Annotated in this window: 19 protein-coding genes and 1 pseudogene; 13 read left to right on the plus strand and 7 right to left on the minus strand. The window is 68.4% G+C overall.

Going from position 1 to position 16,789, the window contains the following annotated elements:
* Window positions 1-109 precede the first annotated feature (109 nt).
* From whiA to AC0662_RS05730, 8 genes are all read left to right on the plus strand, one after another.
* Window positions 110-1,093, plus strand: a complete 984-nt coding sequence (gene whiA / locus AC0662_RS05695) for a DNA-binding protein WhiA (RefSeq protein WP_452204809.1) — start codon at window positions 110-112, stop codon at window positions 1,091-1,093.
* Between the two features lie 3 nt (window positions 1,094-1,096).
* Window positions 1,097-1,489 carry a hypothetical protein gene (locus AC0662_RS05700; RefSeq protein ID WP_452204808.1) on the plus strand — a complete coding sequence of 131 codons (393 nt, stop codon included), beginning with the start codon at window positions 1,097-1,099 and terminating at the stop codon, window positions 1,487-1,489.
* 249 nt (window positions 1,490-1,738) lie between these two features.
* Window positions 1,739-2,743 (plus strand): type I glyceraldehyde-3-phosphate dehydrogenase, encoded by a 1,005-nt coding sequence (gene gap, locus AC0662_RS05705; RefSeq protein WP_452204807.1) that lies wholly within the window; start codon window positions 1,739-1,741, stop codon window positions 2,741-2,743.
* Window positions 2,744-2,837: 94 nt separating this feature from the next.
* A complete protein-coding gene (locus AC0662_RS05710; RefSeq protein ID WP_478298786.1) occupies window positions 2,838-4,040 on the plus strand; it encodes a phosphoglycerate kinase in 1,203 nt (400 codons plus the stop codon).
* Between the two features lie 5 nt (window positions 4,041-4,045).
* Window positions 4,046-4,861: a triose-phosphate isomerase gene (tpiA, locus tag AC0662_RS05715; protein ID WP_452204805.1), complete on the plus strand. Its 816-nt coding sequence runs from the start codon at window positions 4,046-4,048 to the stop codon at window positions 4,859-4,861.
* Entirely contained in the window at window positions 4,858-5,091 is a 234-nt protein-coding gene (gene secG / locus AC0662_RS05720; RefSeq protein WP_130448352.1) for a preprotein translocase subunit SecG, read from the plus strand. The genes tpiA and secG overlap by 4 nt, the downstream gene beginning before the upstream one ends.
* 16 nt (window positions 5,092-5,107) lie before the next feature.
* Window positions 5,108-5,467 (plus strand): RNA polymerase-binding protein RbpA, encoded by a 360-nt coding sequence (locus tag AC0662_RS05725; protein ID WP_387779667.1) that lies wholly within the window; start codon window positions 5,108-5,110, stop codon window positions 5,465-5,467.
* A gap of 99 nt (window positions 5,468-5,566) precedes the next feature.
* Window positions 5,567-6,547: an SMP-30/gluconolactonase/LRE family protein gene (locus tag AC0662_RS05730; protein WP_452204804.1), complete on the plus strand. Its 981-nt coding sequence runs from the start codon at window positions 5,567-5,569 to the stop codon at window positions 6,545-6,547.
* Here the strand turns inward: AC0662_RS05730 and AC0662_RS05735 are convergent.
* A complete protein-coding gene (locus tag AC0662_RS05735; RefSeq protein WP_478298790.1) occupies window positions 6,537-8,165 on the minus strand; it encodes a BCCT family transporter in 1,629 nt (542 codons plus the stop codon). The genes AC0662_RS05730 and AC0662_RS05735 overlap by 11 nt on opposite strands.
* A gap of 241 nt (window positions 8,166-8,406) precedes the next feature.
* On the opposite strand from AC0662_RS05735, the gene AC0662_RS05740 reads away from it, so the two are divergent.
* Complete coding sequence (locus tag AC0662_RS05740) at window positions 8,407-9,261, plus strand: LLM class flavin-dependent oxidoreductase (RefSeq protein ID WP_452204802.1); 855 nt, start codon at window positions 8,407-8,409, stop codon at window positions 9,259-9,261.
* On the opposite strand, the gene AC0662_RS05745 is transcribed toward AC0662_RS05740, so the two are convergent.
* Window positions 9,242-9,730 (minus strand): DUF6328 family protein, encoded by a 489-nt coding sequence (locus AC0662_RS05745; RefSeq protein WP_478298792.1) that lies wholly within the window; start codon window positions 9,728-9,730, stop codon window positions 9,242-9,244. The genes AC0662_RS05740 and AC0662_RS05745 overlap by 20 nt on opposite strands.
* A gap of 87 nt (window positions 9,731-9,817) precedes the next feature.
* On the minus strand, window positions 9,818-10,027 hold the full coding sequence (locus AC0662_RS05750) for a cold-shock protein (protein WP_130385526.1): 210 nt from the start codon (window positions 10,025-10,027) through the stop codon (window positions 9,818-9,820).
* Between the two features lie 421 nt (window positions 10,028-10,448).
* On the opposite strand from AC0662_RS05750, the gene AC0662_RS05755 reads away from it, so the two are divergent.
* Window positions 10,449-10,724 carry a protealysin inhibitor emfourin gene (locus AC0662_RS05755; RefSeq protein WP_452202943.1) on the plus strand — a complete coding sequence of 92 codons (276 nt, stop codon included), beginning with the start codon at window positions 10,449-10,451 and terminating at the stop codon, window positions 10,722-10,724.
* Here AC0662_RS05755 and AC0662_RS05760 read toward each other — a convergent pair.
* The 3 genes and pseudogenes from AC0662_RS05760 to AC0662_RS05770 all read right to left on the minus strand — a co-directional run bounded on the left by AC0662_RS05760 (window position 10,721) and on the right by AC0662_RS05770 (window position 12,700).
* A complete protein-coding gene (locus tag AC0662_RS05760) occupies window positions 10,721-11,545 on the minus strand; it encodes a family 20 glycosylhydrolase (RefSeq protein WP_478298795.1) in 825 nt (274 codons plus the stop codon). The genes AC0662_RS05755 and AC0662_RS05760 overlap by 4 nt on opposite strands.
* A 67-nt stretch (window positions 11,546-11,612) precedes the next feature.
* Window positions 11,613-12,134: pseudogene (locus AC0662_RS05765) on the minus strand (fructosamine kinase family protein); the annotation flags it as partial.
* Window positions 12,131-12,700, minus strand: a complete 570-nt coding sequence (locus tag AC0662_RS05770) for a TetR/AcrR family transcriptional regulator (protein WP_452202938.1) — start codon at window positions 12,698-12,700, stop codon at window positions 12,131-12,133. The gene AC0662_RS05770 and the pseudogene AC0662_RS05765, both read right to left, overlap by 4 nt.
* Before the next feature lie 110 nt (window positions 12,701-12,810).
* On the opposite strand from AC0662_RS05770, the gene AC0662_RS05775 reads away from it, so the two are divergent.
* Window positions 12,811-14,244, plus strand: a complete 1,434-nt coding sequence (locus tag AC0662_RS05775; RefSeq protein WP_478298797.1) for an MFS transporter — start codon at window positions 12,811-12,813, stop codon at window positions 14,242-14,244.
* Here AC0662_RS05775 and AC0662_RS05780 read toward each other — a convergent pair.
* Window positions 14,237-15,457: an MFS transporter gene (locus AC0662_RS05780; protein ID WP_452202934.1), complete on the minus strand. Its 1,221-nt coding sequence runs from the start codon at window positions 15,455-15,457 to the stop codon at window positions 14,237-14,239. The two genes, AC0662_RS05775 and AC0662_RS05780, sit on opposite strands and share 8 nt — an antisense overlap.
* A gap of 48 nt (window positions 15,458-15,505) precedes the next feature.
* Between AC0662_RS05780 and AC0662_RS05785 the strand changes: the two genes are divergently transcribed.
* Both AC0662_RS05785 and AC0662_RS05790 read left to right on the plus strand, forming a co-directional pair.
* Entirely contained in the window at window positions 15,506-16,180 is a 675-nt protein-coding gene (locus AC0662_RS05785) for a CGNR zinc finger domain-containing protein (RefSeq protein WP_452202933.1), read from the plus strand.
* A gap of 180 nt (window positions 16,181-16,360) precedes the next feature.
* Window positions 16,361-16,777, plus strand: coding sequence for a VOC family protein (locus AC0662_RS05790; RefSeq protein ID WP_452202931.1), 417 nt, complete (start codon window positions 16,361-16,363; stop codon window positions 16,775-16,777).
* The last annotated feature ends 12 nt before the right edge of the window (window positions 16,778-16,789 follow it).

Raw genomic sequence — 16,789 nt, forward strand, 5'->3', positions numbered from 1 at the left:
ACGCGAGCATCGGTGCGGAAGGTTGCAACCGATCCGAGCGCCGTAACCGGAAAGGCCGCCGCCCGTTGGTCGTCCGAGGGTCTTTGACATGGGTGGGAGGATGCTTTCTATGGCGATGACAGCACAGGTGAAGTCCGAGCTGACCAGTATTCAGGTGACGAAACCGTGTTGCCGTAAGGCCGAGGTCTCGTCGATCCTGCGGTTCGCCGGCGGGCTGCATTTGGTGTCGGGCCGGATCGTGGTCGAGGCCGAGCTGGACAGTGGCGCCGCGGCACGGCGGCTGCGCAAGGACATCGCCGAGATCTTCGGACACCCGTCGGACGTGGTGGTGATCTCCCCGTCCGGGATCCGCAAGCAGACGAAGTACGTCGTTCGCGTCGTTCGTGACGGTGACGCGCTGGCGCGGCAGACCGGCCTGGTGGACAACCGCGGCCGTCCGGTTCGCGGCCTGCCGCCGGCGGTCGTCTCGGGTGCGTCCTGCGATGCGGTGGCGGCCTGGCGCGGTGCTTTCCTCGCGCATGGTTCGCTGACCGAGCCGGGGCGTTCGTCGTCGCTCGAGGTGACCTGTCCCGGTCCGGAGGCGGCGCTGGCGCTGGTTGGCGCGGCTCGGCGGCTCGGGATCGGTTCGAAGGCGCGCGAGGTACGGAACGTGGACCGCGTGGTGATCCGCGACGGTGACGCGATCGGTGCCCTGCTGACGCGGCTCGGTGCGCACGAATCGGTGCTGGCGTGGGAGGAGCGCCGGATGCGTCGCGAAGTACGGGCGACGGCGAACCGGCTCGCGAACTTCGACGACGCGAACCTGCGTCGCTCCGCGCGCGCCGCGGTCGCGGCCGGTGCCCGCGTCGAGCGTGCGTTGGAGATTCTCGGCGACGACGTACCGGATCACCTGCAGATCGCGGGCAAGCTGCGGCTGGAGCACAAACAGGCGAGCCTCGAGGAGCTCGGCCAGTTGCATGAGCCGGCACTCACCAAGGACGCGGTAGCGGGCCGGATCCGTCGCCTGCTCGCGATGGCCGACAAGCGCGCCTCGGACCTCGGCGTCCCGAACACCGAAGCCAACCTCACCCCGGACATGCTCGACCCGGCCTGACCGATGGGCGACGCGAGCGACGAGGCCAGGGCCCGCGACGATCTCGAACGCGTGAAGACCGAGAACCTGCTGAACACCGCACGGCAGCAAGCGGAACTTGCCGAGCTCCGTCGGAAGCAGGCCGAGGAAGCGGCCAAGAACAAGATGGTTGCGGACCCGGAGCAGGCGGCGCCGAACTGGCCGGACGACGGGTTCCAGGAAGCTCCCGGTCGGCTCGACTGGGTGAAGGGTGCGCTGGGCGTTGGTGCGGCCGGTGATGCCGCGTTCGTGCATCGGCTGCTGAACGACGGGCGGCCGCCGGCGTCGGACGCGGTGGCCGACAAGGCCGAGCCGGCGGAGGACCGGCCGGGTGTTGTCGCACCGACCCGAGGAACGGCGCAGGCTTTCGGGCGTTGACACCTGCCTGCGCGGTGAACTGGGCGGCGCGGCTAGGTGAACAAGGTGTTCCGGGGGAGTGGAACGGCGGTTTCTGGAGAGATGCTCCGGAAATCGCCGTTTTTCGTACCAGCAAGTGGTCTGGTCTGAAGGATCGAAAAAGAGCACCTGGTCTCATCTGGACGCTACCAGTTGATCGGGTGGGCTCTTGGGCTAGTCTTCGGGCTGTAGCGGCAGTGCTCGACAGCTAGTTTGAGGAGACGTAGTCCCGTGACCGTACGCGTAGGTATCAACGGCTTCGGCCGGATCGGCCGTAACTTCTTCCGCGCCGTGCAGGCGTCCGGTGCCGACATCGAGGTCGTCGCCGTCAACGACTTGACCGACAACCAGACTCTCGCTCACCTGCTGAAGTACGACTCGATCCTGGGCCGCTTCCCGGGCGAGGTGTCCGCGACCGATGACGACATCACCGTCGCCGGCAAGAGCTTCAAGGCCTTCGCCGAGCGCGACCCCGCGAACCTGAAGTGGTCGGACGTCGGCGCCGACGTGGTGATCGAGTCGACCGGTTTCTTCACCGACGCCACCAAGGCCAAGACGCACGCCGACAACGGCGCCAAGAAGGTCATCATCTCCGCCCCGGCGAAGAACGAGGACCTGACCATCGTGATGGGTGTGAACCACGACCTGTACGACGCCGAGAAGCACACCGTGATCTCGAACGCGTCCTGCACGACGAACTGCCTGGCCCCGATGGCGAAGGCGATCCACGACGCGTTCACGATCGAGCAGGGTCTGATGACCACGATCCACGCGTACACCCAGGACCAGAACCTGCAGGACGGCCCGCACAAGGACCTGCGTCGCGCCCGCGCCGCGGCCCTGAACATCGTGCCGACCTCCACCGGTGCCGCGAAGGCGATCGGCCTGGTGCTGCCGGAGCTGAAGGGCAAGCTCGACGGCTACGCGCTGCGCGTTCCGACCCCGACCGGTTCGGCCACCGACCTGACCGTGAACGTCGGCCGTGAGACCTCGGTCGAGGAGGTCAACGCCGCGGTGAAGGCCGCCGCCGAGGGCCCGCTGAAGGGCTTCCTGAAGTACACCGAGGACGAGATCGTCTCCACCGACATCGTCACCGACCCGGCGTCCTGCATCTTCGACGCGGGCCTGACCAAGGTGCTCGGCAGCCAGGTCAAGGTCGTCGGCTGGTACGACAACGAGTGGGGCTACTCGAACCGCCTCGTCGACCTGGTCAACCACGTCGGCGCCTCGCTCTGATCCTGTTCCTTAGCTTCACGAATCGCAGCCTGCGTCCGGCCGACCTGGTGTCCACCGGACGCAGGCTCATCGCTATCTCGAGGAAAGCTGACCTGTGAAGACCATCGACGATCTGGGTGACCTGGCGGGCCTGCGGGTGCTGGTCCGGTCCGACCTGAACGTGCCGATCAAGGACGAGGTGATCGGCGACGACGGCCGCATCCGCGCCTCGCTGCCGACGCTGATCACGCTGGCCAAGGCCGGCGCCAAGGTGATCGTGACCGCGCACCTCGGCCGTCCGAAGGGCGAGCCGAACCCGGCCTACACGCTGGCCCCGGTGGCCAAGCGGCTCGGCGAGCTGCTGCAGCCCGAGGGCATCACGGTGCACTTCGCCGGCGACGTCACGGGCGACGCTGCGCAGTCCGCCGTACAGGATCTGGACGAGGGTGAGGTTCTCCTGCTGGAGAACGTGCGCTACGACCCGCGCGAGGAGAGCAAGGACGAGGCGCAGCGTGCCGCGCTGGCCGAGGAGCTCGCCGCGCTCGCCGATGTGTTCGTCAGCGACGGCTTCGGTGTCGTGCACCGCAAGCAGGCCAGTGTGTACGACGTCGCGCGGAAGCTCCCGCACGCCGCCGGCGGCCTGGTGCTCGCCGAGGTCGAGGTGCTGAAGAAGCTCACCGAGGAGCCGGCCCGCCCGTACGTCGTCGTGCTCGGCGGCGCGAAGGTGTCGGACAAGCTCGCGGTGATCGACAACCTGATCGCGAAGGCCGACAAGCTGCTGATCGGTGGCGGCATGGTCTTCACCTTCCTGAAGGCGCAGGGCCACGAGGTCGGCAAGAGCCTGCTCGAGGACGACCAGCTCGACGTGGTCAAGGGCTACCTGGAGACCGCGCAGGCCAAGGGTGTCGAGATCGTGCTGCCGACCGACATCGTGGTCGCGCCCGAGTTCAAGGCCGACTCCCCGGCCACGGTGGTGGCCGCCGACGCGATGCCCGCCGACCAGCTCGGTCTGGACATCGGCCCGGACTCCGGCAAGGCGTTCGCCGCCGAGATCGCGGCCGCGAAGACCGTGTTCTGGAACGGTCCGATGGGCGTCTTCGAGATGGCCGCGTTCGCCGGCGGAACGAAGGCGGTCGCGCAGGCGTTGACCGAGGTGGACGGGCTGAGTGTCGTCGGTGGCGGTGACTCCGCGGCCGCCGTACGGCAGCTAGGCTTCGCCGACGACGCGTTCGGCCACATCTCCACCGGTGGTGGCGCGTCGCTGGAATACCTGGAGGGCAAGGAGCTCCCGGGTCTCGCCGTACTGGAAGAGGACTGACACCCATGGCCGCCGAGAGCGCAGCTGCCCGTACGCCGTTGATGGCGGGCAACTGGAAGATGAACCTGAACCATGTCGAGGCCGTGCACCTGCTGCAGAAGCTGAGCTGGACGCTGCAGGACAAGAAGCACGACTTCGAGCGGGTCGAGGTGGCGGTGCTGCCGCCGTTCACCGACATCCGCAGCGTGCAGACGCTCATCGACGGTGACCGGATGAAGATCAAGTACGGCGCCCAGGACGTGTCCACGCACGACTCCGGCGCGTACACCGGCGAGATCTCGGCGTCGATGCTGACCAAGCTCGGCTGCACCTACGTGCTCACCGGTCACTCCGAGCGCCGGCAGTACCACAACGAGACCGACGCGGTTGTCAACGCCAAGACCACGAAGGCCCTCGAGGCCGGGCTGATTCCGATCGTCTGTGTGGGTGAGGGCCTGGAGGTCCGCAAGGCCGACGGTCACGTCGACCACTGCCTCACGCAGATCGACGCGGCGCTGGCCGGACTGAAGCAGGACGACGTCCGCAAGCTCGTGATCGCCTACGAGCCGGTCTGGGCGATCGGCACCGGCGAGGTCGCGACCCCGGACGACGCGCAGGAGGTTATCGCCGCCATCCGTGGCCGGCTCGAGGAGACGATTTCACCCTCGGTCGCCGACTCGGTACGGATTCTTTACGGCGGATCGGTGAAGATGGCCAGCGCAGGTGGCATCATGGCCCAACCGGATGTCGACGGCTGCCTGGTCGGAGGTGCAAGCCTCCAGGTGGACGAGTTCGCCGGCATCTGCCGTTACCTGGACCTTCAGTTAGGCTACTCCTCGTGATTCTCGCTTTCTCGATCGTCGTGATCGTCTGCAGCCTGTTCCTGACGCTGCTGGTGCTGCTGCACAAAGGCCGCGGTGGCGGCCTCTCGGACCTGTTCGGCGGCGGTGTGTCGTCGAGCCTCGGCGGCTCCTCGGTCGCCGAGCGGAACCTGGACCGGATCACGATCGGTGTCGGACTGATCTGGTTCGCGTCGATCGTCGCGGTCGGCCTGCTGTACAAGCTCGGCTGAGGGGGAGTAGGTTCCCGTGGCTGGTGGTGGCAGTGCGATTCGTGGCAGCCGGGTCGGTGCCGGGCCGATGGGCGAGGCGGAGCGCGGCGACACCGCGCCCCGGCAGCGCATCGTGTTCTTCTGTGCGAACGGGCACGAGACCGCGACCTGGTTCGCGGTCGAGGCGGCCATCCCGGAGGAGTGGGACTGTCCACGGTGTGGTCTGCCGACGAGCACCGATGTGAACAACCCGCCTCCGCCGCCGAAGATCGAGCCCTACAAGACGCACCTGGCCTATGTGAAGGAGCGCCGCTCCGAGCAGGAGGCCCAGGAGATCCTCGACGAGGCCCTGGAGAAGTTGCGCGCCCGCCGCGCCCGCGGCGAGATCATCTTCTAGCAGTACGACGGCGCAGCCCGGACCGACTCTTGTCGGCCCGGGCTGGTCCGTTGTGTGCCGTGTGTGAGCGGATCGACGCAGCGCGCTAAGGTCGGCGGCATGAAGTCGTCGATCGCGCCCGTCCGCTGGACCCCGCCGCCCGCGCCGCCGACCCGGTACCCGGTGAACGTCGACGTGGACGTCGTCGCGTTGCCCGGCGCCGGCCCTGAGGACACGCTGATCGACAGCGACGGCAGCGTCCTGACCGGCCTGTACGACGGCCGGATCCTGCGCGTCAGCGCGGACGGAAAGACGATCAGTACGCTCGCCGACACCGGCGGCCGGCCGCTCGGCCTCGAATGGCTGCCGGACGGCAAGGTACTGATCTGCGACGCGAACCGCGGTCTGCTCACGCTCGACAAGGACAACCGGGTCGCGACCCTGCTGTCGGAGATCGACGGCCGCCCGATGCGGTTCTGCAACAACGCGGACGTCACCGAGGACGGCACGATCTACTTCACCGACTCCTCGACCCGGTTCGGCATCGACGACTGGATGGCCGACCTGCTCGAACACACCACGACCGGCAGCGTGTACCGCCGTACGCCGGACGGGGAGGTGACGCGGCTCGCGACCGGACGGGGGTTCCCGAACGGCGTGGCGTTGAGCGCGGACCAGCGGACGGTGTTCTGGGCGGAGACGGCGACGTACGGCCTCTACAAGCTCGACGTGACGACCGAGGGTGCCGAGCCGGTGCAGATCGCCGCGATCCCCGGGCTGCCCGACAACATCGCCCGCGGGTCGGACGGGTTGATCTGGGTCGCGGTCGGCTCGCCGCGGAACGCCGTACTGGATTTCCTGCTGCCGAAGCAGCCGGTGTTCCGCAAGCTCGTCTGGGCGCTGCCGGATGCCTTGAAGCCGAAGGCCGCGGACATCATCGAGATCCAGGCGTACGACGAGACCGGCGCGCTGGTGCACGACCTGCGGGCCAAGCACCCGGACTTCCACATGCCGACAGGCGTCCGCGAACGCGACGGGAAGGTGTGGCTAGGAAGCATCGGGACCAGCTCCCTAGCCACATTCCCGACGCCTACTTCTTAGCTACTTCCTTCTCAGCTCCGTCGTCCTGTGTCTCACCGTTGCCGGTGACCACAAGTGTGAAGTCCTCGCCGTGGTTGCTGACGCCTTCGATGACCGCCGCCTCGACCGCCTCCGAGCCGATCTCGCTCCGCAGCATCAAGGGATCGGTACGCAGGTCCTTGGCAAGCGCGACCGCTAGTCCAACCATCACGACCGCGAACGGCAACGCCGCGACGATCGTGAGGTTCTGCAGGCCTTGCAAGGCGTCCGCACCGCCTCCGCCGGCGAGCAGCATGACCGCGGCGACTGCTCCGGTCAGCACGCCCCAGAAGATGACCAGCGGCTTCTTCGGCTCGATCGCGCCACGCTCGGACAGCGTGCCCATCACGATCGACGCCGCGTCCGCTCCGGACACGAAGAAGATCGCGACCAGCATGACGACCAGGATCGTGGTCACCGAGGTGAGCGGGATGTGATCGAGCATGCCGAACAGCTGTCCCTCGGTGGTCGACTCACCGGCGATGTCGGCGCCACCACGCTGGATGTCGATCGCCGTACCGCCGAAGATGCAGAACCACACCAGGCTGACCAGTGACGGCACCAGCAGGACGCCGGTGACGAACTGGCGGATCGTCCGGCCGCGGCTGATCCGCGCGATGAACATGCCGACGAACGGCGTCCACGAGATCCACCAGGCCCAGTAGAAGACGGTCCAGCCGGACAGCCACTTGGCCATCGCGTCGCCGCCACTCGCCTCCGTCCGGGCCGCCATGTCGGCCAGGTCGCGGAAGTAGTCGCCGATCGCGGTCGGCACCAGGTTCAGGATCAGTACGGTCGGGCCGACCACGAACACGAACACGGCCAACACGACGGCCAGCACCATGTTGATGTTCGAGAGCCACTGGATGCCCTTGGCGACGCCGGACACCGCCGACGCGACGAACGCCGCGGTCAGGATGGTGATGACGCCGATCATGACGCCGTTACCGGTCTTGTCCAGCCAGCCGAGGATCCGGACACCGGACCCGATCTGCAGCGCTCCGAGTCCGAGCGACGCCGCGGAACCGAACAGCGTCGCGAAGATCGCGAGCCCGTCGATCACCTTGCCGATCGGACCTTCGGTACGGCGTCCGAGCAACGGCGCGAACGCGGCGCTGATCAGCTGCGACCGGCCACGCCGGAACGTGCCGTACGCGATCGCGATCCCGACGACCGCGTAGATCGCCCACGGGTGCAGCGTCCAGTGGAACAGCGTGGTCGCCATCGCGGTCTCGAGGGCCTTGGACGACCCGCCCTCGACGGTGCCGGGCGGGGGACTGGTGAAGTGCGAGAGCGGCTCGCTCACGCCGAAGAACATCAGGCCGATGCCCATGCCGGCGCTGAACATCATCGCCACCCAGGACACGGTCTTGAACTCGGGTTTCTCGTCGTCGCGCCCGAGCGGGATCCGCCCGTACCGGCCGGCGGCCAGCCAGATCACGTAGACGACGAAGCCGGAGGCCAGCAGCACGAACAGCCAGCCGGTGTTCTGCTCGACCCATCCGAGGGCCGAGGTGGACGCCGTACCGAGACCGGTGGCGTCGACGATGCCCCAGGCCACGAAGGCCAGGGCGATGACCGCGGTGACGCCGAAGGTCACCCGGTCGAGTCCGGAACCGTGACTTCGGCTGCCGGGAGGTGGTGGTGTCGCAATTGCGGGGTGTGATGCGTGGTCGGGAGTCTCTGCCGGGCTGTCGATATCGATCGCCACAGGTGATGTCACGCCTCGCTGTGGGCGCGCCTCCGTTCAGTGAAAGGGGGAAAAGTGCCTTCCGACCGTGTCGGAGATCGTGGCAAAACGCAACAATCGTGGTTTCGGCCACACTCGATAGGGTGCGGTCATGCGTTTTGGGATCGCGATTCTGCCGGAGTACCGCTGGACGGACGCCGCGCCACGGTGGCGGCGGGCCGAGGAGTACGGGTTCGACCACGCGTGGACCTACGACCACCTGACCTGGAGCGGTCTGCAGGACTCACCGTGGTACGGGACGACGCCGACGCTGACCGCCGCCGCGCTGGTCACGTCGACGATCAAGCTCGGCACCTTCGTGACGTCGCCGAACTTCCGGCACCCGCTGTCGCTGACCCGTGACATCCTGGCGATCGACGACGTGTCCGACGGCCGGTTCCTGGCCGGGATCGGCGCCGGCGGCAGCCTGGATGCGACCATCCAGGGCGGCCCGGACCTGACCGCACGACAGAAGCAGGACCGCTACCAGGAGTTCGTGAAGCTCCTCGACACGTTGTTGACCACCGACGGCGTGGACTTCAAGGGCGAGTACTTCGAGACGCGCAACGGCCGCACGCTGCCCGGGTGCGTCCAGAAGCCCCGGGTCCCGTTCATCCTGGCCGGTAACGGACCGCGGTCACTCCGCTTCGCTGCCCAGAACGGCGACGGCTGGATGACGACCGGTGGGGCGGGCGACGACCAGGACAGCTGGTTCGCCTCCGTTGCGGACCTCAGCCACCGGCTGGACGACCTCCTCGAGGGCCGGCACCTCGACCGTTATCTGTCGCTCGACTCGGCGCTCTACGCACTGTCCAGCCCCAGCGCCTTCGAGGACGCGGTGGGCCGGGCCGCCGCTCTCGGCTTCACCGACGTCATCACCCACTGGCCCCGCGCCGAAGGTATCTACGCCGGCTCCGAATCCACCCTGGAGACGATCGCGACCGAGGTCATTCCTCGTCTCCGCTAGTGCGGCGGACCCAGGCGGGGATGCCGAACCAGATGATGCTGAACCAGACCAGGACGACGACGACGACCAGGATCGCGACGTTGCGGCGGAGGACGACGTCGAGGGCGATCAGCAGGCCGCCGGCGAGCGCGAGGACCGCGAGCATCAGGCCCGCGATCGCCATCCGGCTGGCGATCGGGAGCATCCGGTGCCGGAGTTGCCGGCGGTAGATGATGCGGTGGAAGGACACCGGCGCCACGAACAGGCCGACCGAGAGCGCGGCGGCGATCAGCGTGGCGGCGTACACGGTGTGGATGAAGCGGTCGGCTTCCTGGAAGCGGTTCTGGAAGGCGATGCCGAGCAGGAAGGCGAACAGGATCTGAGTGCCGGCCTGGGCGAGCCGGAGCTCCTGGAGCAGTTCGTTCAACTGGCGGTCGAGCCGCTCGCCGGGTTCCTCGCCCGGCCGGCTGTACCGCGGACTGTCGGCCACGTCCTCAGATTAGGCCGCGACAACGGCGAAGGGGCCGCTCACCAGGGATGGTGTGCGGCCCCTTCGTTGGTACTAGAAGGGCGATCCTTAAGATCCGATCGCGCGGATGTTCTCCGCCTGCAGACCCTTCTGGCCCTGGGTGATCTCGAACTCGACCCGCTGGTTCTCGTCCAGCGAGCGGAAGCCCGACATCTGGATGGCCGAGTAGTGCGCGAACACGTCCGCGCCACCGTCATCCGGGGTGATGAAGCCGAAGCCCTTGTCAGCGTTGAACCACTTGACAGTACCGACAGCCATTGTCTATCTCCTCGATGGCTATTAACAATCCGTGACCCACACCTCATGGGTCACGCGTCGCCGAAAGGCCCCAGACGACAGACCGGCCATGCAGCACAGCAAAGTCAGGGAGTCCAAAACTGCAACGCCATAACTGTAGCCGTTCTGCGGCTTGACGGTAGGGGTGACCGGAAACACGTGTCGCTGATTGTCGCGGCTCGCTACTCTCCGTACCTGCCTGATATCGGGCTCCCACAGGCCGCTCCGGAACCCGAAAACGGGCGCCGACCTGCTGGTTCGCGGCGGGCCGCCCGGTCCGGCACGATGGCAACGTAGGACAGAGCCCGGTACGCCGGGTGATGGGCGCAAAATTCTGATCAGAGTTCTCGGCGTGTCGCGCGGCTGTGGAGAATTGCGCGGAACGCAACTGGAGGAGGGCACCGTGATCGTGACCGTGACCCGGAGCGGCGGTTTCGCCGGGCTGACCAAGCAGGGCGAACTGGACACCAGCGACCAGCCCGACGCCGATCGGCTGGAGGCGGCGGTCCACGCGCTGACCGCCAAGGACCTCGGCACCGGCCGCCCGCAGCCGGACCGGTACGTCTACCGGCTCGAGGTGCGTGACGCCCACGACGCGGACGCCATGCAACACACAGTCGCCGAACAGGACGTGGACGCGACAACAGCCTGGCTGCTCGACCGCATCCTCAGTCGCTAGCGCCAGTCGATCTCAGGAGCTCGGTAGAAGTTGACGCCGAGCACCTCCCAGCGCGGCCCCTGCTCGGCCAGCCGGTCCTTGTACGTCGCCCAGTCCAGCGCGGACTCCTGCGACCACCCAAGCTCCGCGATCCCCGGCAGCCGTGGGAACACCATGAAGTCGACCTTCTCCAGGTCGTCCAGCGTCTCGGTCCACAGCGGCGCTTCGACCCCGTCGATCGCGCTCGCCGGCACACCCGGGATCAGCGTCGCCGGGTTCCAGCTGTAGGCCTGCTCCACGCTGACGAGCCCGGCCCAGTCGAGCCCGAGCGGCGTCTCCGCGTGGTACTTCATGTCGAGGTACGCGCGGTTCGCGGGGGAGAGCACCAGCGTCGCGCCCTGCTCCACGGCCTTCACCGCCAGCGCCTGCGCCTTCTCGTCCTCCGTGCCCCAGTACTGCACGACGGTCCCGGCCGGCAGCGGTCCGTCGGCGATCTCGTGCCACCCCATCACCGTCTTGCCCTGCTTCACCACGAGCTCGGCCGCCTTCGGTACGAAGGTCAGGTAGTCCGAGTGCGGAGTCGAGTGCGCCTCGTCCCCACCCAGGTGTACGACGTCACCCGGCGTCTGCTCGGCGACCTCGCGGAACACGTCGTCCAGGAACTCGTACGTGCGGTCCAGAGCAACGGTCAGCGTGCTGAACCCGACCTCGGTCTCGGTGTACAGCTTCGGCGCGACCCCGTCCGCGTTGAGCTCCGGGTACGACGCCAGCGCGGCGTTGGTGTGCCCCGGGGTGTCGATCTCCGGTACGACGGTCACGAACCGCTCCGCGGCGTACCGCACGATCTCGGCGTACTCCGCCTTGCCGTACGACCCGGTGACCGCCGTGCGCGGCCGGGTCGATCAGGTGGACGCCGTCGGGAGTCCACAGCACGTTCCCCGACCACAGGTCGCCGTGGATCCGGGACGGTCCGTCGGACGGGTCGTCGTACGCGCCGGACTCCAGCCGGGCGAGGACGCGGCCGAAGCCGTCCAGGTGGATGCCCTGGTCGCGCGCGGCACGCAGGTACGGGCGGAGGCGCAGGTTGGCGTAGAACTCACCCCACGACTTCACCGGGTCGACGGCGCGCGGCAATGGGAGCGTCCCGATGTATCCGTCACCGTCCCACCCATCCGGCGGTACGCCGAAGTACCGCGCGCCGGCGTCATGCGTGACAGCCAACCGCCGACCGAACTCCTCAGCTGCCGCACCCTTTGGCTCGGCGGCGTCCAGCCTGGTCGTCGTCAGCTGATCAGAGGAGACGTCGAGCGGCTCGGCCATCGGCGCCCCACCAGGTACGGCGAGCCAGCGCAGGCCGGCCGCCTCGACCTCGAAGAAGCCCTTTGGCGCGTCGGGCCGACTCTTCACAAACTTGCGGCGCTCGGAGGTCATGCTCGGAGCATTCGGTCGACCAGCCCGTCGACGTACTCCGGGGTGAGCCCGATGCCGAACAGGACACGGATATACAGCGGGGCCAGGACGTGGTCCAGCACGTCGAGTGCGTCGAGCTCGACTTCGCCACGGTCGTGGGCGCGATCGAGCATGGACTGCAGTTGCCGGGTGCGCTCGGCCAGAAGGTCGTCACCCGCCCGCAGACCCTGCTCGCCGGTACTCGTCAGGGCGACGGCGAGGCGCACCACCAGCAGACCGTCGGGTCCGGTGATCTCGCGGGCCACGGCGGCAGCATAGGTGCGCAGGTCGCCGGCCAGGCTGCCGGTGTCGGGCATCGGCGACTGCGCGTTGAGGCGAGCCAGCGCCGCGTCCGCGAGCAAGGATTCCAGGCTGCCCCACCGGCGGTAGATGCTGCTGTCGGCCACGCCTGCGCGGGCTGCGACCTCGCCGACGGTGAAGTTGCCGTACCCGCGCTCACTGATCAGTTCGGTGACGGCCTGGTGCGCCTGCGCGGCGACGCGCGCACTGCGCCCGCCGGGCCGCCGGGCTCGCTGGTCCTCGTTCACACCCTCACCTTAACGCAGTCAGGACTTGCGTTTGTGAGTCGACGCTCCGTAGAGTCTCCTAACGCAGCCAACAACTGCGTTAGTGTGCTGATCCTTGAGAGGAATCGCCCATGGCGGCATCGCCCGCGGCCGTAGGCAGTCGACCCAGCCGGGCCGTGCTGCTCACCGTGACCTGCCTAGGTCAATTCATGGTCTTGCTCGACAACACGATCGTCGGAGCAGCGCTGCCCGACATGCAGCACCGGTTGCACACCGGGCTGACCGGTCTGCAATGGATCGTCGACGCCTACGTCCTGCTGGTCGCGATGCTGTTGCTGTCCGGCGGTGTCTTCGCCGACCGGTTCGGCCGCAAGCGTGTGTATCTGACCGGCGTGGCCGTGTTCACCTTGGCGTCGGTGCTGTGCAGCTTCGCGCCTTCGCTTGGCTGGCTGGTCGTCGGCCGGGTGCTGCAGGGCATCGGAGCCGCCGCGCTGAGCCCTGCCTCGCTGGCCCTGCTCGCCGCTGCCTTCCCGGTGCCGCAGGAACGCATCAAGGCGATCGGGCTGTGGGCCGGATTCAGCGGAATCGGTCTGGCCGCAGGCCCCGTGGCGGGCGGCGTACTGACGGAGGCCTTCGGCTGGCCCGCCATCTTCCTGGTCAACCTGCCGATCGGTGTGGTCCTTCTCCTGGTCGGTCTGCGGAGCCTGGAAGAGACGCGCAATCCGAGCGCCCCCGCGATCGATGTCCCGGGCACGGTGCTGTCCGTTCTGGGGGTGGGGGCGATGACCTACGGGCTGATCGAGGGTGGTGCCCGCGGCTGGACGTCGCCGCTGATCCTGGGCAGCTTCGCCGCCGCTGTGATCCTGCTCGCCGCATTCGTCGCCGTCGAAGCACGGCGTACCGCTCCGATGTTGCCGCTGCGGTTGTTCCGGGAGCAACTGTTCACCGTGTCCAACACCGCCATGGTCGTGGTGGGGTTCGCGCTCATGGGGTCGTCGTTCTTCTTCTCCCAGTTCTTCGTGTACGTCCAGGGCAGCTCGATCCTGCGCGCGGGTCTGCAGACCCTGCCGGGGTCCCTCGCGATGGTGATCGTCAGTCCGTACGCGGGCCGGCTCGCTGCCCGGTACGGCTTCCGCATCGTGGTGACCGCCGGCCTGGCCCTGGCCGGTCTGGGACTGCTGGCGCTCGGTACCGTGCACGCCGACACCGGCTACGGGAACGTGTGGTGGCGGCTGGGAGTCGTCGGCGTCGGCTTCGCGCTGACGATGTCTCCACTGACGGGGGCCGCCATCCACGCGGTCGCTCCACAGGAAGGCGGCCTCGCGTCGGGGATCAGCAGCACCACTCGGCAGATCGGCGCGGTGCTCGGTGTGGCGGTACTCGGAGCCATCGTCCGCACCCGGCAGTCCGGCGGCGCCTCCTTCGAGACCGGCCTCAACAACGCCTTCCTCGCTGCCGGGGCGGTCACTTTGGTCACCGCCGTGTTCACGGGTCTCTGGCTGGCAAGGTCGAACGCACCAGAGCCTTCTCAGCCAGCTGCTGAAGTGACGGCTGATCTCACCTAGCCGGCTCTTCGCAGACCTGCGGCGCGGGACGGTCGAGCTCGCGCTCTTCCACTACTGCCCGGCGTCGGCCGAGGAAGGGTTCGCTCAGCATCACCAGCGCCGCCACCGCAGTCAGCAAGCCGCCGACGAGTGCGACGCTCCGGACGGTGGTCGTGTCGATCAGTGCGCCACCGACGAACGCTCCAGCGGCGATACCGACGTTGAACGCCGAGCTGGTCCCGGCCGAGGCGATGTCGGTGCTGCCCGGCGCGATCTGCAGCGTGCGGCTCTGCACGGCGACTGCCAACCCGCTGAACGACATCCCGATCAGTGCGATCAGAGCGACCGTCGCCACCGGCACCGTGCCGAGCGCGTACAGGCTGAGCAGTCCAACGGTGATGACGCCGAGTGGGACGGCGACGGCGCCCCAGGGGTACCGGTCGAGCAGCCGGCCGGCGATCAGGGTGCCGGCGAATCCGCCCGCGCCACTGGCGAGCAGCATCGGACCCAGCGCGGCGGAGGAGAAGCCGGTGATGTCCAGCAGGAACGGTGTGACGTACGTATTGAAGGTCAGGAACCCGGTCACACCGATCGCTGACGCGACCAGCAGAACGACGTACCGGCGAAGGTCTGGCGTGGTGCCGCGGCGGGCTGGGCTGTCCTGGACCTCGGTGCGTGGCAGCAGCGCCACGATGCCGGCACAGGCGGCGGCGCCGAGGCCGGCCATGAGCACGAACGGCACCCGCCAGCCGGCCTGCTCGCCGAGCCAGGTGCCCAACGGGATGCCGAGGATCGGCGCCAGCGCGGTGCCGATCGCGAGCCGGGCGACGACGCGGCCGCGCAGCTCCGGCGGGAACAGGCTGGTCGCGATCGGCGGCGCGATCGACCAGAACAGCGCCTGCGAGAGCGCGATGACCAGCCGGCCACCGAACAGCACCTCGTACGACGGGGCGGCCGCCGACAGCGCGGTGGCGACGGTCAGGACGCCGAGCGTGCCTCCCAGGACGAGGCGGCGGGGGAGATGGTGCGTGAGCCGCGCGAGCGGGAGGGAGGCGAGCACGACGACGGCGGCGTACCCGGTGACGAGGAGACCGACCTGCGAGCGCGAGCGCCCGAGGTCGTCGGCCATCACGGTCAGCAGACCGATCGGCAGCACCTCGATGGTGACGAACGTGAAGGTCGAGACGCCGAGGAACGCCAGTGCGGCGTTGGCCCGGCGGGACGAGAGGGACATGATTCACCTGATCCCGGTCAAAAGTCTGATGCTGGTAGCGTCTCACCTATGACCGACAGTTCTCACGCGGAATTCCGCATCGTGGGCGGCCATCCGGCCCTCGATCTGGTGAACACGGTCAGCCCGCGGTTGCGCGGCGGTGAAGCCGAGCACGACTACCTCACATCGCCGGCCGAACTGCTCGCCTGGAGCCGCCGGATCGAGCTCATCGACACCCGCGATTTCAGTGCTGTCGAGGGCACCTGGCGGACCGCGCCCGAGCTCGCCGCGAAGGCGCTGCGTGCGACGCTCGAGATCCGCGAGGCGACGTACGACGTGCTCGCGCCGCGCGCGGACGGGGCTGCCGTCGCTGTCGACGGCGTCAAGCGCAGCGAGGGATCCGCGTTCGAGCGCTTGATGTTGCGGTGGTCGGCGGCGGCCGCGCGGTCGATGCTGATCCCGGACGCTGAGCGGGATCAGGGGATCGCCGAGCTGGTCGTCGGGACATCGCCGGCCCAGCTCGTCCCGGACCGGCTGGTGGTCGCCGCGGTCGAGCTGGTCCGGACCGTCGACCTGCGCCAGTTGAAGGCCTGCCCGGTCGACGAGGGCGGCTGCGGGTGGCTGTTCCTGGACCGCAGTCGGAACGGGTCGCGACGCTGGTGCGCGATGGAGGACTGCGGGACGCGGGTGAAGATCCGCAAGCTCGGCGAGCGCCGCCGCGCTACCGCCGTACCTGCTGTTTAGTGGTAGCGCGGTCGAACCTTCACTGTCAGCGATCGGCTCACGAGCCGAGAATGCGTGTCGAAAGGTGCCAACTGTCCCCCCGACCTGTCATCGTAGGCGGCCGGGCCTTCCGACAAGACGGGCCTGGCCTGTCCTGCCCCGAACAAGGAGCAGGCTGACGCAACAGAAAGTGGAGGACAGATGACGCAGGTGGCAGAGCAGCCGGGCAGTACTGCCGGGCGGCTCGGCTCGGTGGTGCTGGATTGCCAGGACCCACTCGAGCTCGCCCAGTTCTACTCGGCGCTGCTGGGGCTGGACATCGACGAGAGCGGTGACAACGACTGGCGGAGCCTGACCGGCCCCGGTTCGTCGTTGGGGTTCTCGACGCTGGCCTTCCGGCGTTCGGAGGAGTACGTGCCGGCCACCTGGCCCGGCACCGAAGCGCAGGACCTCCATCTCGACCTGATCGTCGAGGACCTCTCCAGCGGCCATGCCACCGTGGTCGCCCTCGGAGCCGAGCCGCTCGACCCGCTGGACCCACCGCCCGCGGAGAACGCGCGCGGCTGGCGGATCTACGCCGACCCCGCGGGGCACCCGTTCCGGATCTGCCTCGAGTGAGCCGCTGAAGAG

This window comes from Kribbella sp. NPDC043289 (assembly GCF_056436705.1).